This is a genomic window from Nocardiopsis sp. LOL_012 (assembly GCF_048060475.1).
GTDB lineage: Bacteria > Actinomycetota > Actinomycetes > Streptosporangiales > Streptosporangiaceae > Nocardiopsis.
The window spans coordinates 125,680-146,664 of the sequence record NZ_JBHMIV010000008.1; the positions used below are offsets into that span (position 1 = coordinate 125,680).

At 71.3% G+C, this 20,985-nt stretch carries 15 protein-coding genes and 1 tRNA gene; 5 read left to right on the forward strand and 11 right to left on the reverse strand.

The annotated features are described in order from the left end of the window. Positions 1-21 precede the first annotated feature (21 nt). The 3 genes from ACFHWE_RS07620 (at position 22) to ACFHWE_RS07630 (ending at position 2,866) form a co-directional block, all read left to right on the forward strand. Positions 22-1,119 (forward strand): GDSL-type esterase/lipase family protein, encoded by a 1,098-nt coding sequence (locus ACFHWE_RS07620; RefSeq protein WP_416599901.1) that lies wholly within the window; start codon positions 22-24, stop codon positions 1,117-1,119. A 105-nt stretch (positions 1,120-1,224) separates the two neighbouring features. Further along, a complete protein-coding gene (locus ACFHWE_RS07625; protein WP_416599902.1) occupies positions 1,225-2,445 on the forward strand; it encodes an acetyl-CoA C-acetyltransferase in 1,221 nt (406 codons plus the stop codon). 175 nt (positions 2,446-2,620) lie between these two features. Then, a complete protein-coding gene (locus ACFHWE_RS07630; RefSeq protein ID WP_416599903.1) occupies positions 2,621-2,866 on the forward strand; it encodes a DUF4287 domain-containing protein in 246 nt (81 codons plus the stop codon). Between the two features lie 92 nt (positions 2,867-2,958). Here the strand turns inward: ACFHWE_RS07630 and ACFHWE_RS07635 are convergent, their stop codons facing one another. From ACFHWE_RS07635 to pruA, 3 genes are all read right to left on the reverse strand, one after another. Beyond that, the gene (locus ACFHWE_RS07635) at positions 2,959-3,879 is read right to left on the reverse strand and encodes a Bax inhibitor-1/YccA family membrane protein (RefSeq protein ID WP_416599904.1); all 921 of its coding nucleotides are present in this window, start codon (positions 3,877-3,879) and stop codon (positions 2,959-2,961) included. A 165-nt stretch (positions 3,880-4,044) separates the two neighbouring features. Beyond that, entirely contained in the window at positions 4,045-4,971 is a 927-nt protein-coding gene (locus ACFHWE_RS07640) for a proline dehydrogenase family protein (protein ID WP_416599905.1), read from the reverse strand. Between the two features lie 139 nt (positions 4,972-5,110). Then, positions 5,111-6,736, reverse strand: coding sequence for an L-glutamate gamma-semialdehyde dehydrogenase (gene pruA, locus ACFHWE_RS07645; RefSeq protein ID WP_416599906.1), 1,626 nt, complete (start codon positions 6,734-6,736; stop codon positions 5,111-5,113). 222 nt (positions 6,737-6,958) lie between these two features. Here pruA and ACFHWE_RS07650 point away from each other — a divergent pair, with 222 nt between their 5' ends. Continuing rightward, positions 6,959-8,734 (forward strand): helix-turn-helix domain-containing protein, encoded by a 1,776-nt coding sequence (locus tag ACFHWE_RS07650; RefSeq protein ID WP_416599907.1) that lies wholly within the window; start codon positions 6,959-6,961, stop codon positions 8,732-8,734. A gap of 265 nt (positions 8,735-8,999) precedes the next feature. Here ACFHWE_RS07650 and ACFHWE_RS07655 read toward each other — a convergent pair. The 8 genes from ACFHWE_RS07655 to cysC all read right to left on the reverse strand — a co-directional run bounded on the left by ACFHWE_RS07655 (position 9,000) and on the right by cysC (position 17,070). After that, a tRNA-Leu gene (locus tag ACFHWE_RS07655) sits at positions 9,000-9,073 on the reverse strand. 118 nt (positions 9,074-9,191) lie between these two features. Beyond that, positions 9,192-10,568, reverse strand: coding sequence for an NAD(P)/FAD-dependent oxidoreductase (locus tag ACFHWE_RS07660; protein WP_416599908.1), 1,377 nt, complete (start codon positions 10,566-10,568; stop codon positions 9,192-9,194). A 314-nt stretch (positions 10,569-10,882) separates the two neighbouring features. Beyond that, entirely contained in the window at positions 10,883-11,854 is a 972-nt protein-coding gene (locus ACFHWE_RS07665) for an exopolyphosphatase (RefSeq protein WP_416599909.1), read from the reverse strand. Next, a complete protein-coding gene (locus tag ACFHWE_RS07670) occupies positions 11,851-12,456 on the reverse strand; it encodes a DUF501 domain-containing protein (protein ID WP_416599910.1) in 606 nt (201 codons plus the stop codon). The genes ACFHWE_RS07665 and ACFHWE_RS07670 overlap by 4 nt, the downstream gene beginning before the upstream one ends. Before the next feature lie 37 nt (positions 12,457-12,493). Beyond that, entirely contained in the window at positions 12,494-12,865 is a 372-nt protein-coding gene (locus ACFHWE_RS07675; RefSeq protein ID WP_416599930.1) for an FtsB family cell division protein, read from the reverse strand. 141 nt (positions 12,866-13,006) lie between these two features. Beyond that, entirely contained in the window at positions 13,007-14,290 is a 1,284-nt protein-coding gene (gene eno / locus ACFHWE_RS07680) for a phosphopyruvate hydratase (protein ID WP_416599911.1), read from the reverse strand. Between the two features lie 141 nt (positions 14,291-14,431). Continuing rightward, a complete protein-coding gene (locus tag ACFHWE_RS07685; protein WP_416599931.1) occupies positions 14,432-15,118 on the reverse strand; it encodes a MazG family protein in 687 nt (228 codons plus the stop codon). Positions 15,119-15,537: 419 nt separating this feature from the next. After that, positions 15,538-17,070, reverse strand: coding sequence for an adenylyl-sulfate kinase (gene cysC, locus ACFHWE_RS07690; protein WP_416599912.1), 1,533 nt, complete (start codon positions 17,068-17,070; stop codon positions 15,538-15,540). A gap of 306 nt (positions 17,071-17,376) precedes the next feature. Between cysC and mfd the strand changes: the two genes are divergently transcribed. Next, a complete protein-coding gene (gene mfd, locus ACFHWE_RS07695) occupies positions 17,377-20,964 on the forward strand; it encodes a transcription-repair coupling factor (protein WP_416599913.1) in 3,588 nt (1,195 codons plus the stop codon). Positions 20,965-20,985 lie beyond the last annotated feature (21 nt).

Sequence of the window (20,985 nt, forward strand, 5' to 3'; positions counted from 1 at the left end):
ACGAGCCTCGGAGGTGGTCCGATGCTGCGCGCCGCACGTGCAAGGCGTATCGCCACCGCCACCGCGTTCGGGGGCGGAGGGGTGACACTCGTGGGCGCGGGAACCGTCGCCCTCCTCTACGTGCAGGCCCGGCTCGCCAAACGGGCGGTCGGCACCACGGCGTGGGACCGGCCCCGGGTCGACGGCGTCTACGGCGACGGCGGCGACCCCCCGCTGCGCATGCTCATGGCCGGGGACTCCACCGCGGCCGGTTTCGCGGTCGCCGAGGCCGCGCAGACCCCCGGTGTCCTGCTGGCCGAGGGGCTGGCCGCGGCCGCCGACCGGCCGGTGCGGCTGCGCTGCACCGCCGCGCCCGGCGCGGCGTCCGCGGACCTGGCCGCCCAGATCGAGCGGGCCGGGGCGCTGCGCGGTTCCGAGCGCTACGACGTGGCGGTGGTCTTCATCGGCGCCAACGACATCATCCGCCGCATGCGTTTGGGCGACGCGGTCGCCCGCCTGCGCGAGGCCACCCGCGGACTGGTCGCCGCGGGGACGGCCGTGGTCGTGGCGACCTGCCCGGACCTGTCCACCGTGCAGCCGATCGGCTGGCCGCTGAGGTCGGTGGCCCGGCAGGCCTCGCGGCAGCTCGCCGCGGCACAGACCATCGCCGTCACCGAGGTCGGCGGGCTCACGGTGTCCATGAGCGACCTCCTCGCGGACGACTTCCGGTCCAAGCCCCACCTCATGTTCGGTCCGGACCGCTTCCATCCGTCGGCCCTAGGGTACTCCCAGGCCACCGCGGCCATCCTGCCCTCGGTCTGCGCGGCACTGGGGCTGCTGCCCGAACTGGAGGAGCCCGCACGCACCGAGGACATCCTGCCGGTCGACCGGGCCGCGGTCGTCGCGGCCCGGACCCCGGGCACGGAGGTCTCCCGCGCCAACGGCGCCCCGGCCCCCGCGAGCGTCCGAGGCCGCTGGTCGGCCCTCGTACGCGCCCCCTTCCGTCCGCTCAAAGGGCGTCTGAACGGTGCGGGCCGGGAGCACTTGGAATCCGCCGACGCCGCACATCCCGCGGGACCCGCACCGGAGGACACGCCAGGACCGGCCCCGGGTGGCGGCGGAGGGGACCGGGCAGGTTAACTGGGCAGTAACAAGACGCGCCCCGAGAGTCGAGGCAGGCCCGTGCCGCCCGGCCACCTCCGGACGCGCCACCGCAGTGCCACCACACCGGATGGGACCAGACACATGCCCGAAGCAGTCATCGTCGCCACCGCGCGCTCGCCGATCGGCCGCGCCTTCAAGGGTTCGCTGAAGGACATCCGCCCGGACGACCTGGCCACGCAGATCATCGGTGCGGCCCTGGCCAAGGTCCCCGAACTCTCCCCGGAGAGCATCGACGACCTCATGCTCGGCTGCGGCCTGCCCGGCGGCGAGCAGGGCCACAACCTGGCCCGGGTCATCGCCGTCCAGCTCGGACTCGACACGGTGCCGGGCACCACGGTCACCCGGTACTGCTCCTCCTCCCTCCAGACCACCCGCATGGCCTACCACGCCATCAAGGCCGGCGAGGGGGACGTGTTCGTCTCCGCCGGGGTGGAGACGGTCAGTCGCTTCGCCAACGGCACCAGCGACAACCCGCAGAACCAGAACCCGCTCTTCCAGGAGGCCACCGCCCGGACCGAGAAGCGCGCCGAGGGCGGCGCCCCGGCCTGGACCGACCCGCGCGGGGACGACCGGCTGCCCGACGTCTACATCGCCATGGGCCAGACCGCGGAGAACGTCGCCCAGATCACCGGCGTCTCCCGTCAGCGCCAGGACGAGTTCGCCGTCCGCTCGCAGAACCTCGCCGAGAAGTCCCTGGACAACGGCTTCTGGGAACGTGAGATCACCCCGGTGACCCTCCCCGACGGCACCGTGGTGGGCACCGACGACGGTATCCGCCGCGGCACCACCTACGACAAGGTCTCCCAGCTCCAGCCGGTCTTCCGTCCCGACGGCACCGTCACCGCCGGCAACGCCTGCCCCCTCAACGACGGCGCCTCCGCGGTCGTGGTCATGAGTGACACCAGGGCCAAGCAGCTCGGCATCACGCCGCTGGCCCGGATCGTCTCCACCGGCGTGACCGGCCTGAGCCCGGAGATCATGGGCCTGGGCCCGGTCGAGGCCTCCAAGCAGGCACTGGCCCGTGCCAACATGTCCATCGGCGACATCGACCTCGTGGAGATCAACGAGGCCTTCGCCGCCCAGGTGCTGCCCTCCGCCGACCGACTGGGCATCGACATCGAGGAGCGGCTCAACGTCAACGGCGGCGCCATCGCGCTCGGCCACCCCTTCGGCAGCACGGGCGCCCGGATCACCGGCACCCTGCTCAACGGCCTGCGGACCCACGACAAGACCTTCGGTCTGGAGACCATGTGCGTGGGCGGCGGCCAGGGCATGGCGGCCGTCTTCGAGCGGCTCAGCTAAGGCCGGAGCACACACGCCGACCACCCCGAGGGTGGTCGGCTTTTCCCTTTTTCGGGGGTTTTGGAGCTAACGGCATCGGTCCCCTGGCGTAAAAGCTGGTGTCCAGGGCTTGTCCGAAACGTGATCCTGATGCAGGGTCACAGTAAGTGCCGCAGACCAATGCGCGGAGGTGCCCATGCCGATGACCCACTCGCCGGAGATCCACGCAAAGCTCATCGAACGCATCCCGGACGTGACAGGACGAGGACTCCACGAGTGGTTCGAGGCCCTGGACGAGGGCCCCGGCCTGGTCCGCTGCTCGGACCGCTCGAACTGGCTCGCCGACGAGTACGGCCTGCCCCAGTGGTACGCCCACGCGATCGTCGCCGAGCACGACCGGCGGCGGCGCAACCGCTCCATCCCGGCCCCGCGGCGGAGCTGAGACACGACCGTTCCGGTGCCGCGGCCCGTACACGGCGGAGGGGCCGCTGCCCGGGCCTCGGCCCGGAGAGCGGCCCCTCCGGGGCTCGGGTCCTACTCGGAGAACATCGTCTTGATGATCCAGAGCAGGCGCAGGATCTCGATGTAGAGCCAGACCAGCGACACGGTCAGGCCGAAGGCGAACTGCCAGGAGTACTTGCTGGGGATCCCGGCGGCGATGCCCTCCTCGATCCCGCGGAACTCGATCGCCAGGGTCAGGGCGGCGATGACCGCGAACACCAGGCTGACGATCAGGCCCAGGAAGGTCGGCTCGCGCAGGCCCAGGCCACCGGAGATGAAGAAGCTCAGCGCGAAGTTGACCAGGATCAGCGCGAAGGCACCGAGCGCGGCGAAGGTGACGGCCTTGACGAAGCCGTCGGTCACCTTGATCACGCGGAACTTGTACAGCGCCAGCATCACGCCGAAGACCAGGACGGTGCCGACGACCGCCTGGGTGACCAGGGAGCCGCCCGCACCGGCATCACCGGTCGACAGCTCCAACTGCCAGGCCAGCACCGCGGAGAGCCCGCCGACGAGCAGACCCTCCAGCGCGGCGTAGGGCAGGATCGCCGCGGGGCTGGTGATCTGCTTGAACGCGATCACCAGGCCCAGCACCAGGGCGCCGATCATGCCGACGAACATCAGCCCCATGGCCGTGCCCGGGCTGACGTAGTTGAAGAGGAAGTAGTTGACGACGGCGAACAGCACCACGGTGCCGAGCGTCATGCCGGTGCGCACGACGACGTCGTCGATGGTCATCCGCTGGATGCCCACACCCTGGGCGGGCCCCGCCGGGTAACCCTGCTGCGGGTAGGGCTGCCCGTAGCCCGACTGCCCATACCCCTGCTGGGGGTAGCCCTGCTGGGGGTAGGGCTGTCCGTAGCCCGGCTGCCCGTACCCCTGCTGAGCGTAGCCGCCGGATCCGGACTGCTGAAGCACCCGCTTGAGCGCGGGGTTGGAACTCCGCATCCGCATGTCTCGTCTTGGCCTTTCGCGCGTGGTTAACTGCCCACAAGGTAACGTATCGGCCCCCTCGCGGGTTCCGCACCCGTGTCACCGTTGGGATACCGGCACCCCGGGCAGCGCGGACGGTGGCGGGCGGGAAGGGGATGGGCCGGGACGCCCCGCCCGCCACCGGGCTCAGTTCCGGGTGACCAACGAACGCGCCATGAACAGGACGTTGGCCGGCCGCTCGGCGAGGCGGCGCATGTAGTAGCCGTACCACTCGTCGCCGTAGGGCACATAGACGCGCATGCGTTTGCCCTCCGCGGCCAGGCGCACCTGCTCGACGTCGCGGATCCCGTAGAGCATCTGGTACTCGTAGTCGTCGTCCGAGCGCCCGTTGGCCTCGGCCATCTCCCCGGCGATCGCGATCATCCGCGGGTCGTGCGAGGCCACCATGGGGTAGCCCTCGCCCTTCATGAGCACGCCCAGCGCACGCACGTACGCCTTGTCCACCTCGGCCTTGTCCCGGAAGGCCACCGACGCGGGCTCGTCATAGGCCCCCTTGCACAGGCGCACGCGGGACCCGGCACCGCTGAGATCGCGGCAGTCGGCCTCGGTGCGGTGCAGGTAGGCCTGGAGCACGGCGCCCACGAACGGGAAGTCCGCGCGGAGTTCGCGCAGGATGCCCAGTGTGGAGTCGACGGTGGTGTGGTCCTCCATGTCGAGGGTTACCGTCGTACCGATCGCCTGTGCGGCCTCGGCGATCCTGCGTGCGTTGTCCAGGGCGATCCGTTCACCGTCCCGGTCGAGGAACTGCCCCACGGCCGACAGCTTGACCGACACCTCGACGCGGTCGCCCAGGCCGGCCTCCCCCAGTGCGGCCAGCAGGTCCTGGTAGGCGGTCACCGTGGCGGTGGCCTGCTCCCGGTCGGTGGTGTCCTCCCCCAGGAAGTCGAGTGTGGCGTAGCGGTCCCGGGCCAGGCCGGAGACGACGGGTAGCGCCTCCCCGAGTGTGGATCCGGCGACGAAGCGGTGGACGAGACCGCGGGTGACGGGTGTGCGCTCGACGATCTTCCGGCAACTGGCGGATCTACCGGCGAGCAGCAGGGGTTTGCGGAGCATGGAGACCTCCGGGAAGGCGTGTGTGAGCCGTTCGGCTCGCGCGGACTGCGGGTATCGCCGGAGGAGACCGACGGGAGTGGCGGGTCGCCGCTCCCGCAAGGGGAAACGGTGGAGCGGCGACCCGCCGGTAGGAAGGCCTCTAGCCCATGTGCGGGTAGGAGGAGTCCGTCGGAGCGACGAAGGTCTCCTTGATGGAGCGCGGGCTCGCCCAGCGCGACAGGTTCTGTGCCGAACCGGCCTTGTCGTTGGTACCGGAGGCCCGGGCACCGCCGAAGGGCTGCTGGCCCACGATGGATCCGGTCGGCCGGTCGTTGATGTAGAAGTTGCCCGCGGTGAAGCGCAGGGCCTCGGTCGCCCTGGCGACTGCCGCGCGGTCGTTGGCCAGGATGGCACCGGTCAGGGCGTAGGCGGAGCCCTGGTCGACGGTCTCCAGGATCTCCTCGAACTTCTCGTCCTCGTAGACGTGGACGGCGACGACGGGACCGAAGTACTCGGTGCGGAACACGTCGTGGGTCGGGTCGGAGCCCTCGATGATGGTCGGCCGCACGAAGTAGCCCACGGAGTCGTCGGCGGTGCCGCCCGCGATGACGGACAGGGTCGGGTCGGCCTCGGCGTCCTTCAGGACCTTGGCGAGCTTGTCGAAGGCGCGGCGGTCGATCACCGCCCCGATGAAGTTGGACAGGTCGGTGACGTCGCCCATCTTCACCGCCTCGGTCTCGGCGACGAGGTCGTCGCGGACCCGCTCCCAGACGGAGCGGGCGACGAAGGCACGCGAGACGGCCGAGCACTTCTGACCCTGGTACTCGAAGGCCCCGCGGACGATCGCGGTGCGCAGGACGTCCGGGTCGGCGGACGCGTGGGCGACGATGAAGTCCTTGCCCCCGGTCTCACCGACGATACGCGGGTAGCTGCGGTAGTGGGAGATGTTCTCCCCGACCGTCCGCCACAGGTGCTGGAAGGTGCGGGTCGAACCGGTGAAGTGCACACCGGCCAGCTCCGGGTCGTTGAGCGCGATGTCGGAGACGGCGAGGCCGTCGCCGGTCACCATGTTGATGACGCCCGGGGGCAGCCCGGCCTCCTCCAGCAGGCGCATCGTGAACTCGGCGGCGAACTGCTGGGTCGGGGAGGGTTTCCACACCACCACGTTGCCCATGAGGGCCGGAGCGGTGGGCAGGTTGCCGGCGATGGCGGTGAAGTTGAAGGGCGTGATCGCGTAGACGAACCCCTCCAGCGGGCGCTGCTCCATCCGGTTCCATACACCGGGTACGCTCAGCGGCTGCTGTTCGATGAGGCCGCGGGCATAGGAGACGTTGAAGCGCCAGAAGTCGATGAGCTCGCACGCCGAGTCGATCTCCGCCTGCTGCACGGTCTTGGACTGGCCGAGCATCGTGGCGGCGTTGACCGTGGCGCGCCACGGGCCGGCGAGGAGTTCGGCCGCGCGCAGGATGATGGCGGCACGGTCGTCGAAGGACATCGCCCGCCATGCCGGGGCAGCGGCCTTGGCCGCGGCGATCGCGTCACGGGCGTCGTCGTGGGTGGCGTTGGCCGTGGTTCCCAGGACGGCGGAGTGTCGGTGCGGCTGCACGACGTCGATGCGCTCACCCCCGCCCATGCGGCGCTCCCCGCCGATGTGCATCGGCAGGTCGATGCGCTCCCCGCCGAGCGCGGTGAGCGCGGCGACGAGCTCGTCGCGCTCCGCGCTGCCGGGCGCGTACGACAGAACGGGTTCGTTCTTCGGCAGCGGGACGTTGGTCACGGCGTCCATGGGGCACCTCCCTGGAAGTCTGTCCCTGTTCGAGGCAGGGTTGAGCTAATTCCAAGCTCTCAGAATCAGGGCCGCGCATCCTTGTGGACGAGGCCACTCTTTGCCAGGCTTATTTGTCTAATGGAACAAAATAGGGCATATATATTTTCTGATCCCCCGTCGGCGGACCGTCGCACCGCACACGAACGGCCCACACCCCCCGATCCAGCGAGGAAGCACACCATGCCTGTTCACGAAGGGGAAGAAGGGCATCACGAAACCGGAATCCCCCTGCGCCGCCTCCTGCTCGTCGTGGGCGACCCCGTGATGGACGTGGCGGCGGCCCCGGCCGGCCTGGATGTGCGAGTGGACAACGTCACCATCCTCGACCCGGAGGACCGTACCGAGGCCCACGCGGGCGACCTCGTCCTGCTCATCGGTGCCCGCGGCGGCGCGGCCCGCAGACTCGTACGCGCCCTCGCCGACCAGGGCGCGACGGCGGTGGCCGTCAAGACCGGCGGACACGCCCCCCCAGAGGAGGTGCTGCCCGCGGGCTCCAGCCCCCGAACACACCGGCGCGCGGGCAAGGACGAGATGGCGGGGCTGCGCGCCGAGGCCCAGGACGCGGGGATCGCCCTGCTCGCGGTCCGTCCGGAGGTGCGCTGGGACCAGTTGCAGTCGGTGTGCCAGAACATCGTGCACGACACCCGCCCCTCCGCCCCGGACGAACTGGGGGAGGCCTCCGGGGACCTGTTCTCCATGGCTCAGACCATCGCCCGGCTGACCAACGGGCTCGTGTCCATCGAGGACGCGGCCAGCAGGGTGCTCGCCTACTCCTCGGGGTCGGAGGTGGACGAACTGCGCCGCCTGTCCGTCCTGGGCCGCCGGGGCCCTGAACCCTACCTCGCTGTGCTACGCGAGTGGGGGGTCTTCACCAAACTGCGGTCGGGTGAGGAGGTGGTCCGTATCGAGGAGCACCCCGATCTGGGGATCCGCCGCAGGCTGGCCATCGGCATCCACGCGGGCAGCCAGCCCCTCGGGGCGATCTGGGTGCAGGAGGGATCGGAGCCCCTGTCGGAGCACGCGGAGGAGGCCCTCCTGGGCGCCGCCCGCACGACCGCGCTCCACATGATCCGGCAGCGCACGCAGACCAGCGCGGGGCTGCGGCTGCGCGAGGACCTGCTGTCGAGTCTGCTGGAGGAGCGGATCGACGCCGCGGCTCTGGCCGACACGGTGGAGGTGCACGCCGACCGGGGGGCGCTGGTGGTCGGGTTCTCCGTGGCGAGCCAGGCCGCAGCGGACGGCGAGGGCGACCCCTCCGGTGAGGAGCGGCTCGGGCCGCGCGACCGGCCCGAACGCGAGTTGCGGCTCCGGCAGCTCATCGACCTGGTGTCGGTGCACACGGCCGCCTACCGCCGCAGCTCCCTGGTCACCGAACTGAACGGACGGGTGTACGTACTCCTGCCCGACCTGGTACGCGGCCGGGAGGGGTGGCTGGGGGTGGAGCGGTCCGTGCTGGCCCTGACCCGCAAGACGGTGCTCGCGGCCCGGTCCACACTGGACCTGGAGGTCCAGGCGGCGGTGGGATCGCTGGTGGAGCGGCTGGCCGACGTACCGGCCTCACGCGCGGAGGCGGACCGGGTGCTGGACGCGATGGGCCGGGACCTGGAGCGCGGGATGTCGTGGGAGGTGGCGACCATCTCCGACGTGCGCTCCAAAGTCCTGATCAGCGAGACGCTCGCCTATCTGAGGGATGATCCGTCACTGCGCGATCCGAGGGTGAGCCGACTGGTCGAGCACGACCGCTCGGGAGGCGCGGACCTGGTGCACTCGCTCCTCGTCTATCTGGAGGCCTTCGGAGACGCGCGTGTGGCGGCCGAGCGGTTGCACATCCACCCGAACACCCTGCGCTACCGCGTACGCCGCGCGACATCGATCAGCGGGATCGACCTGGGCGACCCGGGTGAGCGGCTCTTCACCCAGCTCCAACTGCTCCTGGAACTCCACGGCCCCGCCTGAACCGAGCCCGACGCCGTCCGTTGAGGGTGGTGGCGGGCTGGCGGACGGCGAAGAGGCCGGTTCTCCACGCCGCGAGCACCGTCCCGAGCCCCACCCGTCCGGCCGACAGCCGACCAGCGGAAGCAACGCGAGCGGCGTACCGGTCTCTGCGGGAGGAGTCGCTGCCGCAGCGAGGAACGAGCAAGGCAGCAGCGACGACGAAGAGGCCGGTTCTCCACGCCGCGAGCACCGTCCCGAGCCTGCGAGGGACCATAAACACGGTCAGTACCCCCGGTCGGACTCGAACCGACACTTGTGACCCTTTTAGGGGGCCTGCCTCTTCCATTGGGCTACGAGGGCGTGCCCATCATACCGGCCGAGGCGATTGACCACTTTGCCGGAAGTTGGCCGGAATAGGACACGAAACAGCCGACTCCCGGAGGGAGTCGGCTGTTTCGTGCGTATACGCTGTCCCGGATCAACTGACCCTGCGGAGGCGGCCGTCCTCGACCTGCGGCTGGCTGGCCTCCTCGAAGGCCTGGCGCGGCTCCACCAGTTCCGGAAGCGCGGCGAAGTCGCGGCGCAGGAGGAAGGCGAGCGTCCAGTCGGCGAGGACGCGCATCTTCCGGTTGAAGGTCGGAACCGCGTACAGGTGGTAGGCGCGGTGGGCGTACCAGGCCAGGCGGCCGTTGAGCTTGACCACGCCGAAGAGCTGCGCGGCACCCTTGTGCAGGCCGAGCCCGGCGACCGCGCCAAGGTTCTTGTGGCGGTAGGCCTTGGCCTTGCCGCCCCGGAGCGCGGCGATCACGTTGTCGGCGAGGACCGGGGCCTGGCGGACCGCGTTCTGGGCGTTGGGCGGGTAGTAGCCGCCGTTGCCGTCGGGCACCTGGGCGTTGTCGCCGCCGGCGAAGGCGTTCTCCACGCCGTTGACGGTGAGGTACTCGCTGGTGTCGATGTGGCCCTTGGGACCGAGGGGAAGGTCGCTGGCGGCGACGACCGGGCTGGGCTTGACACCGGCGGTCCACACCAGGGTGCCCGCGTCGAACTCGGTACCGTCGCTGAGCTTGATCCGCTGGTTCTCGGCCGACTCCAGGAACGTCTTGAGCCGGACGTCGATGCCGCGGCGACGGAGCTGGTTGAGCGCCTTGGTGCCGACCTCCGGGCCGACCTCGGGCAGGATCTTGTCCGCGGCCTCGATGAGGTAGAAGTGGACGTCATCGAGGTCGATCGAGCTGTAGATGCGGACCGCGTCGCGGACGAGGTCCTCCAGTTCGGCGATGGCCTCGGCCCCGGCGAACCCGCCGCCCACGAAGACGAAGTTCAGCGCCTTGGCGCGGATCTCCTCGTCCTCGGTCGAGTCGGCGATGGCGAGCTGGTCCAGGACGTGGTTGCGGAGGTAGGCGGCCTCCTCCACGGTCTTGATCCCGATCCCGCACTCGGCCAGGCCGGGGATGGGCAGCGTGCGCGAGATCGCGCCGGCCGCCATCACGATGTAGTCGTAGCGGATGGTCTCGGGCTCGCCCACGTTGGGTTCGTAGCGGACCGTGCGCTCGGCGTGGTCGATGCGGACGACTCGGCCGCCCAGGACACGGGTCCGGTCGAACACCTTGCGCAGGGGGACGACCACGTGGCGCGGGGAGATGCTGCCGGCCGCGGTCTCGGGCAGGAAGGGCTGGTAGGTCATGTAGGAGTTCGGGTCGATCACGGTGATACGGGCCTCACCGGCGCCGAGCTTCCTCTCCAGCCGCCTCGCGGTGTACATCCCGAGGTAACCGCCGCCGACGATGAGGACGTGCGGGATCTCCGCTTCGTCCCCGCCGCCGTGTACCAGCCGGTAGTTCCTGCTCTCGGTCATCGCATATCCGCCCTAACGGTGTCTTTCGGCTTCCTTGCCCACGTTCGCGAAGAGCGCCACGGGCCCTTCGCCGGGATCGCACCCGTGTCGAACCCTTGGTGCGTTACATCCGTATTACTTGTGCATTCTTTCACAAGCGACTACCGACGAGAAGGTTCACATCCGATCACCTTCTCACCACCACCCGACCCATACTTGCGAAGTTTTCGCAGGTCAGAGGGTTGTGAATGCTTTCACAAGCAGTTCCCCGAGTGACACGTCTCACCCAGCGTGGTCTTTCCGAACCGGGGAAAAGCCGGTTCACGCCCCCGCCGTCACACCAGGCTCCAGGCCACACCGTCGAGGATGTCCTGCTCACTCGCGGTGAAGTGGTCCGCGCCCGTACGCGCGAGCACCCGGGACAGCACCAGGGCGCCCGCGCCGATCACGTCCACACGGCCCGGATGCATGACCCCGATCTGTGCCCGCTCCCCGTGCGTCGACGCGAGGAGGTCGGCCGTGATGCGCTCCAGGTCGCCGGCCTCGACCCTAGCGTGGTGGATCCGCTCCGCGTCGTACTCGGGCAGCCCGAGCGCCATCCCCGCGACGGTGGTCGCCGTCCCTGCCACGCACACCACCGAACCGGCCTCGCGCAGCGGAACGGTCCGCTCCACCTCGTCCAACACGGCGTCGATGTCAGCGGTGGCCGCCGCGACCTGCTCGGGCGTGGGCGGGTCGGAGCGCAGGTGCCGCTCCGTCATCCGCACGCAGCCGATGTCCACCGACACCGAGGCGCGGACGAGCTCGCCGTCCGCACCGCCCAGGACGAACTCGGTGGAGCCGCCACCGATGTCCACCACCAGGAACGGCGGCGCGAACACACCCGTCTCCAGCTCGTCCCCGCCCCCGAGTTCGGCCGTGGCCCCCACGAAGGACAGCTCTGCCTCGTCCAGGCCGGTGACCACCTCGGGCTCGACCCCGATGATCTCTCGGACACCGTCGACGAACTCCTGGCGGTTGCCCGCGTCGCGCGTGGCGCTCGTCGCCACCATGCGCACGGACTCCGGTCCCAGTTCGATGCCGTGCGCCCGGATCGCCTCGGCGTACCCGCGCAGCGCCTCGAAGGTGCGCTCCAGGGCCTGGGGCGAGAACACCCCGGTCTCGTCGACACCCTCGCCCAAGCGGACGATCTCCATCCGCCGGTCGACGTCGACCACCTCGACCTCGTCCCCGTCGATGTGCACGACCTCGCAGACCAGCAGCCTGATCGAGTTGGTTCCGCAGTCGATGGCCGCGACACCGCTCATGAAACGTCCCCTCCGTCGCCCGTCGGCGCTCCGTCCTCCACGCACACACACGGCCCCCGGTCCCACCAGTCCGGCAGCTCCTCCAGTGCCTCGGCACCGAAGGGGTTGACGCCCGGAACCGCCAGCTCGTGGGCGACCAGCGCATGCAGGCACTTGACCCGCGTCGGCATGCCGCCGGTGCTCTGCATGCCCTCGGGCAGCGGTTCGACGCCGTCGAGGCGCGCCTGCTCGGCGCGCTGGGCCAGGTACGACTCGTGCGCCGCGGTGTAGGCGTCCCGGAGCCCGGGCTCCTCGCTCAGGCGCTCCTGCATCCGGCGCATCCGGCCCTCGTTCTCCAGCCGCCCGATCGCGGAGGCCGCGCGCGGGCAGGTCAGGTAGTAGAGCGTCGGAAACGGCTCACCGCTCTCCAGGCGCGGCGCGGTGCGCACCACGTCGGGGAGGCCGCAGGGGCACCGGTGGGCGACCCCGCGCAGGCCGCGCGGCGAGCGGCCCAACTGGAGTTCGACGGCGGCGGCGTCGCGCGCCGCCACCGGGCCCCGGGAACCGGTGCCGCCCTGGGCGTTCTCGTGCTGCCCGGGAAAGGGCTGGTCTGCGGAAGTCATGGCGGCCCAAGCCTACCGCCGCCGCGCCCCGCGCCGGTCAGGGGCCGAAGTCGGGCGAGGGGTCGTCGGCCTCCTCCACGGAGTCCCACAGGGTCGTGAACCACGGGGTGTCCGGCTCGGCCTCACCCGGGCCCGCCTCCTCGTCGTCGGGCCGGATGACGATGTAGGCGGTCTCCCCGGGGTACTGGTAGTGGAGCCGGGTACGCGCCTCGCGCTCCACGTACTCGTCGCGGACGAGCTCGTCCTCCCTGGCCTGGAGCTCGCCCACGCTCTCCTCCATGCGGGCCTGCTGATCACGGAGTTCGGCGATCTGCGAGCGCTGGAGAATGAACTCGCGCAGCGGGTAGGCGAGGCTGAGGGCGATCACGCACACCACCACCGCCAGGATCGCAGCCCGGCTGGTGAGCATGGGCCGCACCCGCCGGGTGCGGCCCCTCTCGGCCGCGGTGTCGCGCGGACTCCAGGCAGTCCTCCCGCCCGAACCGTCGGCTCGGGCGCCCTCGGGGGCCTTCGGAGGTCTCTGGCTGGGTTCGCGCGGCACTGGGGCAGACTAGCCGCGCGCGGTGAACCGCGGGAAGGCCGACACGCCCGCGTACACGGCGGCGCCGCCGAGGTCCTCCTCGATCCGCAGTAGCTGGTTGTACTTGGCCACACGCTCGCTGCGCGCCGGAGCACCGGTCTTGATCTGCCCGGCGTTGGTGGCCACCGCGATGTCGGCGATCGTGGTGTCCTCGGTCTCGCCGGAGCGGTGGCTGATCATCGCCGTGTAGCCGCTGCGCTGGGCGAGGCCGACCGCGTCCAGGGTCTCGGTGAGGGTACCGATCTGGTTGACCTTCACCAGCAGCGAGTTGGCGGTGTCGGCGTCGATACCGCGCTGGAGCCGCTCGGGGTTGGTGACGAACAGGTCGTCGCCGACCAGTTGGACCTTGTCGCCGAGGGCCTCGGTGAGCCGCTTCCAGCCCTCCCAGTCCTCCTCGTCGAGCGGGTCCTCGATCGACACGAGCGGGTAGGCCTCCACCAGCTCGGCGTAGTAGGCGGCCATGGCCTCGGAGGAGCGCTTCTCACCCTCGAAGGTGTAGACGCCGTCGGAGAACAGCTCGGTGGCCGCCACGTCCAGGGCGAGCGCGATGTCCTGGCCGGGGGTGTAGCCGGCCTTCTGGATCGCCTCGACGATGAGGTCCAGTGCCGCGCGATTGCTCTCCAGGTCGGGGGCGAAGCCGCCCTCGTCGCCCACGCCGGTTCCCAGGCCGTGCGACTTCAGGACCGCCTTGAGGGCCTGGTACACCTCGGCGCCCCAGCGGACGGCCTCGGAGAAGGTCGACGCACCGATCGGCGCGACCATGAACTCCTGGATGTCGACGTTGCTGTCGGCGTGGGCGCCGCCGTTGAGGATGTTCATCATCGGCACGGGCAGCACGTGCGCGTTCGGGCCCCCGATGTAGCGGTACAGGGGCAGGCCGGCCTCGTCGGCGGCAGCCCGCGCCACCGCCAGGGAGACGCCGAGGATGGCGTTGGCGCCGATCCGGGACTTGTCGGGGGTGCCGTCCAGGTCGATGAGCGCCTGGTCGATGAGGCGCTGCTCGTCAGCGTCGTGGTCGCTCAGCACGTCGAGGACCTCGCCGTTGACGGCCTGGACCGCCTTGGCCACACCCTTGCCTCCGTAGCGCTCCCCTCCGTCGCGCAGCTCCACGGCCTCGAACTGGCCGGTGGAGGCACCGCTGGGGACGCCGGCGCGGGCGAGGGTGCCGTCGTCGAGCAGAACCTCGACCTCGACCGTCGGGTTGCCGCGGGAGTCGAGGATCTCCCGTGCCTGTACTGACTCGATGGACGCCAAGGTCTCTCTCCGTCTTCTCGGGGTCGGTCGGACCTGAAGGTTCAGGATCCGCACACGAGCGTAGCGATTCGGCCCCGGGGGCGCGCGCCCACCCGGCCGAAATGGTCTAGACCTACTCGCCCCGCGGCTCCGCAGGCGACCTCAGTCTTCCCAGTAGCCCCGCCACTCGTCCTCGGAGAGCGTGCGGGGGTCGCGCCCCCGCGCCCGGGCCGCCTCCTCGGCCCGGCGCACCCGGGCGTCGAACCTGCGCGAGGCCGCCCGCAGATCGGCCTCGGTGTCGCGGCCCCGGGCCCGTTCGGCGGCCACCGCCGCGAACAGCCCGCCGCCCTCACCGCCGTCGTCGGCGACCAGGTCGGCGGGGACCCCGTTGCGCAGTGCGCGCCGCTGGAGCTCCTCGGCCAGCAGCACCGCTGGCTGGGCGAAGGGAACGCCGTCCAGGACCGAGTTCTCCCCGGTACCGCCGGCCGCCCTGGCCTTGGCGGCGCGCTCGGCGGCCTTGATGTCCTCCCAGTTGCTCTTGACCTCGTCGGCGCCCGACACCTCCACCCCGCCGAACACGTGCGGGTGGCGGCGGACCATCTTGTCGATGATGGCGTCGGCCACGTCGTCGACGGTGAAGCGCTCCGGGTCGCCCTCGGGCCGCTCCGCCGCGATCGCGGCGTGGAAGACCACCTGGAGCAGGACGTCGCCCAACTCCTCGGCCAGCAGGGACACCTCGCCCCGCTCGATCGTCTCCTGGGTCTCATAGGCCTCCTGGATCAGGTACTTGGCCAGCGACTCGTGGGTCTGCTCGCCGTCCCAGGGGCACTCGCGCCGCAGTGTGTCCATCACCTCGACCAGTCGCAGCAGCCGCTGTCCGGGGGCCTGAACGTTCTCGGGCTCTTCCGTGGTGGTCAACCGTTCTCCTCACAGGATCGCCGCGCCACCAAGACGCCGCTGCCCGGCGCCTCCCGGCCCCGGTTCCAAGGGCCAGCGGGCACAGGGGGACCCCGTATAGGGATCGGCCGCAGCCTCTTGGTCGGCACGAAAGGTATCGGGGTCGACGCCCGCAGCGGTCCGTGACATAGCGGCGAACTCCTTGCGGGAGACGAACCCGGACCCGCACTGCGGGGAAGCGGTCCGACCACCTCTGCCCGTGTCCGCCGTCCCCTCGTCCCGGTCCCGCCGCACGGTCTCCGACCCGGTATCCATGGCTCCAGCATAGGATCGCGTGCCACCGGGCGGCACACCCCACTCCCCCACGGCCCTCACTCCCGCTCCGGCAGCCAGCCGCCCCCGCGCAGCGCGGCCAGCACCCGGGCCGCGGACTCGTGCGGGTCCTCGCCGACCGTGTGGAGCACCATGTCGGCGTCGTCCGGCTCCTCGTAGGGGTCGGACACCCCGGTGAACTCCGGGATCTCCCCAGCCCTGGCCTTGGCGTACAGGCCCTTGCGATCGCGGGCCTCGCACACCTCCAGCGGCGTCGCCACGTGCACGAGGAAGAAGTCGCCGAACTCCTCCACCATGGACCGGACCTCGGCCCGGCTCGCGGCGTAGGGGGCGATCGGCGCGCACACGGCCACACCGCCGTGCCGGGTGATCTCCGAGGCCACGTAACCGATGCGGCGGACGTTCATCTCGCGGTCCTCCCGCGAGAAGGTGAGCCCCTTGGAGAGCATGAGCCGCACCACGTCCCCGTCCAGGAGCGTCACGGTGCGCCCGGCCCTGCGGACCCCCTCCCGCACCATCCCGGCGATGGTCGACTTGCCCGACCCCGACAGGCCGGTGAACAGCAGGGTCAGCCCCCGCCGGGTCCGCGCCGGACGCAGCCGGGCCAGCTCGGCACCCACCCTCGCGGGTGTGAACCAGGAGGGCAGCGCCCGCCCGTGCGCCAACTCCTCCTCCACCTCGGCGTCGCCGGGCTCGGACCGGCGGGCCCCCTCCGCCGCCTCCGCCTCGGGCCGCCACGCGGCCGCGTCCGTGTCGTAGCACCAGGGCCGGGGGGACACCACCACCACCGGCGGGTCGAACGCCGCGGCACCGTTGGTGTCGGCACCGGCCGCCCCGGCCTCCACCAGCAGGTGCGTCGCCCCGTAGGCGGAGGCCACGTGCGCGGCAAGGGCCACGTCGCGGGCGTCCCACCGGCCGCCGAGCGCCCCCCGCGACCGCGCCTCGGAGCGCGGCAGCGTGCACACGACGAACCGGGTGTGGGCCGGCAGCAGGGGCTCGGCCGCGAGCACCGCCGGTGCCAGCCCCTCCTCCTCCAGCGGCGCGTCGATGAGCACCAGCAGCTCCGCCTGCCCCAGCGCCTCGGCCTCGGCCCGGATCTGGTGGAGGGCGCGGTGGTGCAGGGGGCGGTCGGTGACCACGGCCAGGACGGGCCGGTCCGCGCAGGCCCCGAGTTCACGCCGACCGCGCACCTCGGCCGGGGTGGCACGCAGTTTCCGCAGCACCCCGCCCATGGGCGGATTGACCAGGCGCACTTCACCGGACACACGGTGCCCGCCCCCGGATTGCCACCTCTCGCCGACCTCCAGCTCCGCCAGCGGGAAGCCCTCCGGGTCGGCCAGGACCAGCCACTCCTGACCGGCGAGTTCGGAGGGGACGCGCAACGTGACCGGAACCGGCCACCGGCGGCCCTCCCCACGCGCCTCCTCCGCCTCCTGCCGGGTCATGAACCCGGGCAGGGGGCAGGCGCCGTTGAGGATCAGTTCCAGGTGCGCGAGCTCGTCCCGGGACGGGGTGACCACCCGTGCTTCCGGCCGACCGACCTGCGTGTTCACGAGCCCGTTGGCACTCACCGCGCGCTTCCTCCCCTGTCATGGTCCACGTCGCACCCAGCGTATGCCCGCACCCGGGGCCTGCCCGCCCCGCGCCCGGCCACACGGAATAGGAGCAGGTCTCCACGGGTTTGCACCCGTAGGCGCCGACCACCTCGGCGCGAAGGGGGCGGTGGCCGCACCCCGAGGTGTCGTCCACAGCCCCCCGCACAGCGACGGCGGAGTCGCTAGGCTGAGGGGGACGGGCGGCCGTACCGATCACCGCCCTCCGCCACGCAGGCCGCGCCCTTACGCCTGCCGCCGGACCACTCTCTTCCGCTTGGTGCCATGAGCCTCACTGGACTTCTCGCCGACGTCTCCCGGGACCCGGCCCTGCACAACGCGATCAAGGCCGCCCGCGGCGGCCGCGATCCCCACACCGACCTCGTCGCCCCGGCCGCGCTGCGCCCCTTCATGGTGGGCGCGCTCGCCGCCGACGCCCCCGTGGGCGCCGAGCGGACGGTCCTGGCGATCACCGCCACCGAACGAGAGGCCGCCGACCTCACCGACGCGCTCGGGTCACTGCTGCCCGCCGACTCGGTCGCGCAGTTCCCCGCCTGGGAGACCCTGCCCCACGAGCGCCTCTCCCCGCGTTCGGACACCGTCGGCCAGCGCCTGGCCGTCCTGCGCCGCTTGGCCCACCCCAACCCCGCCGACCCGCTCGCGTCCCCGCTGCGCGTGGTCGTGGCACCGGTGCGTAGCGTCCTGCAACCGCTGGTCGCCGGGCTCGGCGACCTCGAACCCGTGCGCATCCGCCCGGGCGACGAGGTGCCCCTGGAAGGGGTCGTCGACGCCCTGGCCGGCACCGGCTACGCCCGTGTGGACCTGGTCGAGAAACGCGGCGACATGGCGGTGCGCGGCGGCATCCTCGACGTCTTCCCGCCCACCGAGGAGCACCCGCTCCGGCTGGAGTTCTGGGGCGACAGCGTCGAGGACATCCGGTACTTCCAGGTCGCCGACCAGCGCTCCATCCAGCCCAGGGAGGACAGCCCGGGGACCGACGCGGCCTCCGGCCTGTTCGCGCCGCCCTGCCGGGAACTGCTGCTCACCGACGCCGTGCGCGGACGCGCCCGCGCCCTGGCCGAGGAGCACCCCTCGCTCGCCGAGATCCTCGGCAAGATCGCCGACGGCGTGACGGTGGAGGGCATGGAGGCGTTCGCGCCGGTCCTCTCCGAGCGGATGGAGCCGTTCTTCTCCTACCTGCCCGAGAACGCCCTCATCGTGGGCTGCGACCCCGAGCGCATCCGCACCCGCGCGGTGGAACTGGAGGCGACCAGCGCCGAATTCCTCGACGCCTCCTGGATCAACGCCGCCTCCGGTGGCGAGGCCCCCATCGACCTGGGCGCGTCGGCCTACATGTCCATCGCCGACCTGCGCTCCACCGCCGACGGCCTGGGGCTCCCCTGGTGGGGGCTGACCCCCTTCGACTCCGGTGACCCCGCGCGAGTCGAGGAGGACGACTCCGTGATCGTGGGGGCCTCCCCGGCCGAGTCCTACCGGGGCGACACCGAGCGCGCCCTGGCCGACGTCAAGGGCTGGCTCCACGACAGTTGGAGCGTCGTGATGGTCACCCAGGGGCACGGGCCCGCCGAACGGCTCGTGGCGATGCTGCGGGATACGGGGCTGGGCGCCACGCTCGCCACCGACCTGTCCGAGCCCCCCGCCCCGGCCGTCGCCACGGTCACCACGGGGCTGGTCGAACACGGCTTCCTGCTGAGGTCGGTGCGCACGGTGGTGCTCACCGAGACCGACCTGGCCGGGCAGAAGTCCTCCACCCGCGACATGCGCCGCATGCCCAGCCGACGCCGGGGCACCGTGGACCCGCTCCAGCTCAAGCCCGGCGACTACGTCGTGCACGAGCAGCACGGCGTGGGCCGCTACCTGGAGATGGTCAGCAGGAAGATCCAGGGCGCCACCCGCGACTACCTGCTCATCGAGTACGCCCCCTCCAAGCGCGGCCAGCCCGGCGACCGGCTGTTCGTGCCCACCGAGCAGCTCAGCGAGGTCACCCGCTACGTCGGCGGCGAGGCACCGACCCTGTCCAAGATGGGCGGGGCCGAGTGGAGCAAGACCAAGAGCCGCGCCCGCAAGGTGGTCCGCGAGATCGCCGGGGACCTCATCCGGCTCTACTCGGCCAGGCAGGCCTCCCCGGGCCACCCCTTCGGGCCGGACACCCCCTGGCAGCGGGAACTGGAGGACGCCTTCCCCTACGTCGAGACGCCCGACCAGCTCGCCGCGATCGAAGAGGTCAAGAAGGACATGTCCCGGTCGGTCCCGATGGACCGGCTGATCTGCGGCGACGTCGGCTACGGCAAGACCGAGGTGGCGGTGCGCGCCGCGTTCAAGGCGGTGCAGGACGGCAAACAGGTCGCCGTCCTGGTGCCCACCACCCTCCTGGTGCAGCAGCACATGTCCACGTTCACCGAGCGGTACGCGTCCTTCCCGGTGACCGTGAGACCGATGTCACGGTTCCAGACCGACGGCGAGGTGGAGCTGACCCGGGAGGGGCTGCGCGCGGGCGAGGTCGACATCGTCATCGGCACGCACCGGCTGCTGTCGGACCAGACCCGGTTCAAGGACCTGGGTCTGGTCATCATCGACGAGGAGCAGCGCTTCGGCGTCGAGCACAAGGAGGCGCTCAAGCGGCTGCGCACCCAGGTCGACGTGCTGGCCATGTCGGCCACGCCGATCCCGCGCACCCTGGAGATGGGGATGACCGGCATCCGGGAGATGACCACCATCCTCACCCCGCCGGAGGAGCGCCACCCTGTGCTCACCTTCGTGGGGCCCTACGAGGACAAGCAGATCGCCGCGGCGATCCGCCGCGAGCTGATGCGCGAGGGCCAGGTGTTCTTCGTGCACAACCGGGTGGCCTCGATCGACCGGGTGGCCGCCTCGCTCAAGCGCCTGGTCCCCGAGGCCCGGGTGGCCTTCGCCCACGGGCAGATGAACGAGCAGCAGCTCGAACGGGTGATGGTCGACTTCTGGGAGAAGAACTTCGACGTGCTGGTCTCCACGACCATCGTCGAGTCGGGCCTGGACGTGCCCAACGCCAACACCCTCATCATCGACCGCGCCGACACCTACGGCCTGTCCCAGCTCCACCAGTTGCGCGGCCGGGTGGGCCGGGGCCGGGAGCGGGCCTACGCCTACTTCCTGTACCCGCCGGAGCGGCCGCTCACCGAGACGGCCTACGAACGCCTGGCCACGGTCGCCCAGCACACCGAGACCGGGGCGGGCATGTACGTGGCGATGAAGGACCTGGAGATCCGCGGCGCGGGCAACATCCTGGGTTCGGAGCAGTCCGGAACCATCGCGGGCGTGGGCTTCGACCTGTACGTGCGCATGGTCGGCGAGGCCGTGGCCGAACTCAAGGGCGGACCGGAGACCGCCGAAGAGGTCGAGACGCGCGTGGAACTGCCCATCAACGCGCACATCCCGCACGACTACGTACCGGGCGAGCGGCTGCGACTCCAGTCCTACAAGCACATCGCCAGCGTCACCGACGAACAGGACATCCGCGCCGCCTACGAGGAGCTCACCGACCGGTACGGCACACCGCCCGAACCGGTGGACAACCTCATGGCGGTGGCGCGGTTCCGGGTTCTGGCCAAGTCTGCGGGGCTGACCGATGTGGTGCTCCAGGGCCAGCAGATCCGGTTCTCCCCGGTGGAGCTGCGCGAATCGCAGGAGCTGCGGCTGCGCCGGATGTACCCGAAGTCGGTGCTCAAGGACACCACGAGAACACTGCTCGTCCCGGTGCCCAAGGCGGGCGGGATCGGCGGCAGGCCGCTGCGCGACCTGGAACTGCTGGCGTGGTGCACCGAGCTGGTCAACGCGATCTTCGCCCCGGGCAGCAGGGGCACCGGAGGCTGACCCGCCGGGGGCCCGCCGCGT

What these genes read in the sequence shown, in the direction of transcription:
- ACFHWE_RS07620 (WP_416599901.1), top strand. Translation starts at nt 22, where the DNA reads ATGCTGCGCGCCGCACGTGCAAGGCGTATCGCCACCGCCACCGCGTTC.
- ACFHWE_RS07625 (WP_416599902.1), top strand. Translation starts at nt 1,225, where the DNA reads ATGCCCGAAGCAGTCATCGTCGCCACCGCGCGCTCGCCGATCGGCCGC.
- ACFHWE_RS07630 (WP_416599903.1), top strand. Translation starts at nt 2,621, where the DNA reads ATGCCGATGACCCACTCGCCGGAGATCCACGCAAAGCTCATCGAACGC.
- ACFHWE_RS07635 (WP_416599904.1), bottom strand. Translation starts at nt 3,879, where the DNA reads ATGCGGATGCGGAGTTCCAACCCCGCGCTCAAGCGGGTGCTTCAGCAG.
- ACFHWE_RS07640 (WP_416599905.1), bottom strand. Translation starts at nt 4,971, where the DNA reads ATGCTCCGCAAACCCCTGCTGCTCGCCGGTAGATCCGCCAGTTGCCGG.
- pruA (WP_416599906.1), bottom strand. Translation starts at nt 6,736, where the DNA reads ATGGACGCCGTGACCAACGTCCCGCTGCCGAAGAACGAACCCGTTCTG.
- ACFHWE_RS07650 (WP_416599907.1), top strand. Translation starts at nt 6,959, where the DNA reads ATGCCTGTTCACGAAGGGGAAGAAGGGCATCACGAAACCGGAATCCCC.
- ACFHWE_RS07660 (WP_416599908.1), bottom strand. Translation starts at nt 10,568, where the DNA reads ATGACCGAGAGCAGGAACTACCGGCTGGTACACGGCGGCGGGGACGAA.
- ACFHWE_RS07665 (WP_416599909.1), bottom strand. Translation starts at nt 11,854, where the DNA reads ATGAGCGGTGTCGCGGCCATCGACTGCGGAACCAACTCGATCAGGCTG.
- ACFHWE_RS07670 (WP_416599910.1), bottom strand. Translation starts at nt 12,456, where the DNA reads ATGACTTCCGCAGACCAGCCCTTTCCCGGGCAGCACGAGAACGCCCAG.
- ACFHWE_RS07675 (WP_416599930.1), bottom strand. Translation starts at nt 12,865, where the DNA reads ATGCTCACCAGCCGGGCTGCGATCCTGGCGGTGGTGGTGTGCGTGATC.
- ACFHWE_RS07685 (WP_416599931.1), bottom strand. Translation starts at nt 15,118, where the DNA reads ATGGACACACTGCGGCGCGAGTGCCCCTGGGACGGCGAGCAGACCCAC.
- mfd (WP_416599913.1), top strand. Translation starts at nt 17,377, where the DNA reads ATGAGCCTCACTGGACTTCTCGCCGACGTCTCCCGGGACCCGGCCCTG.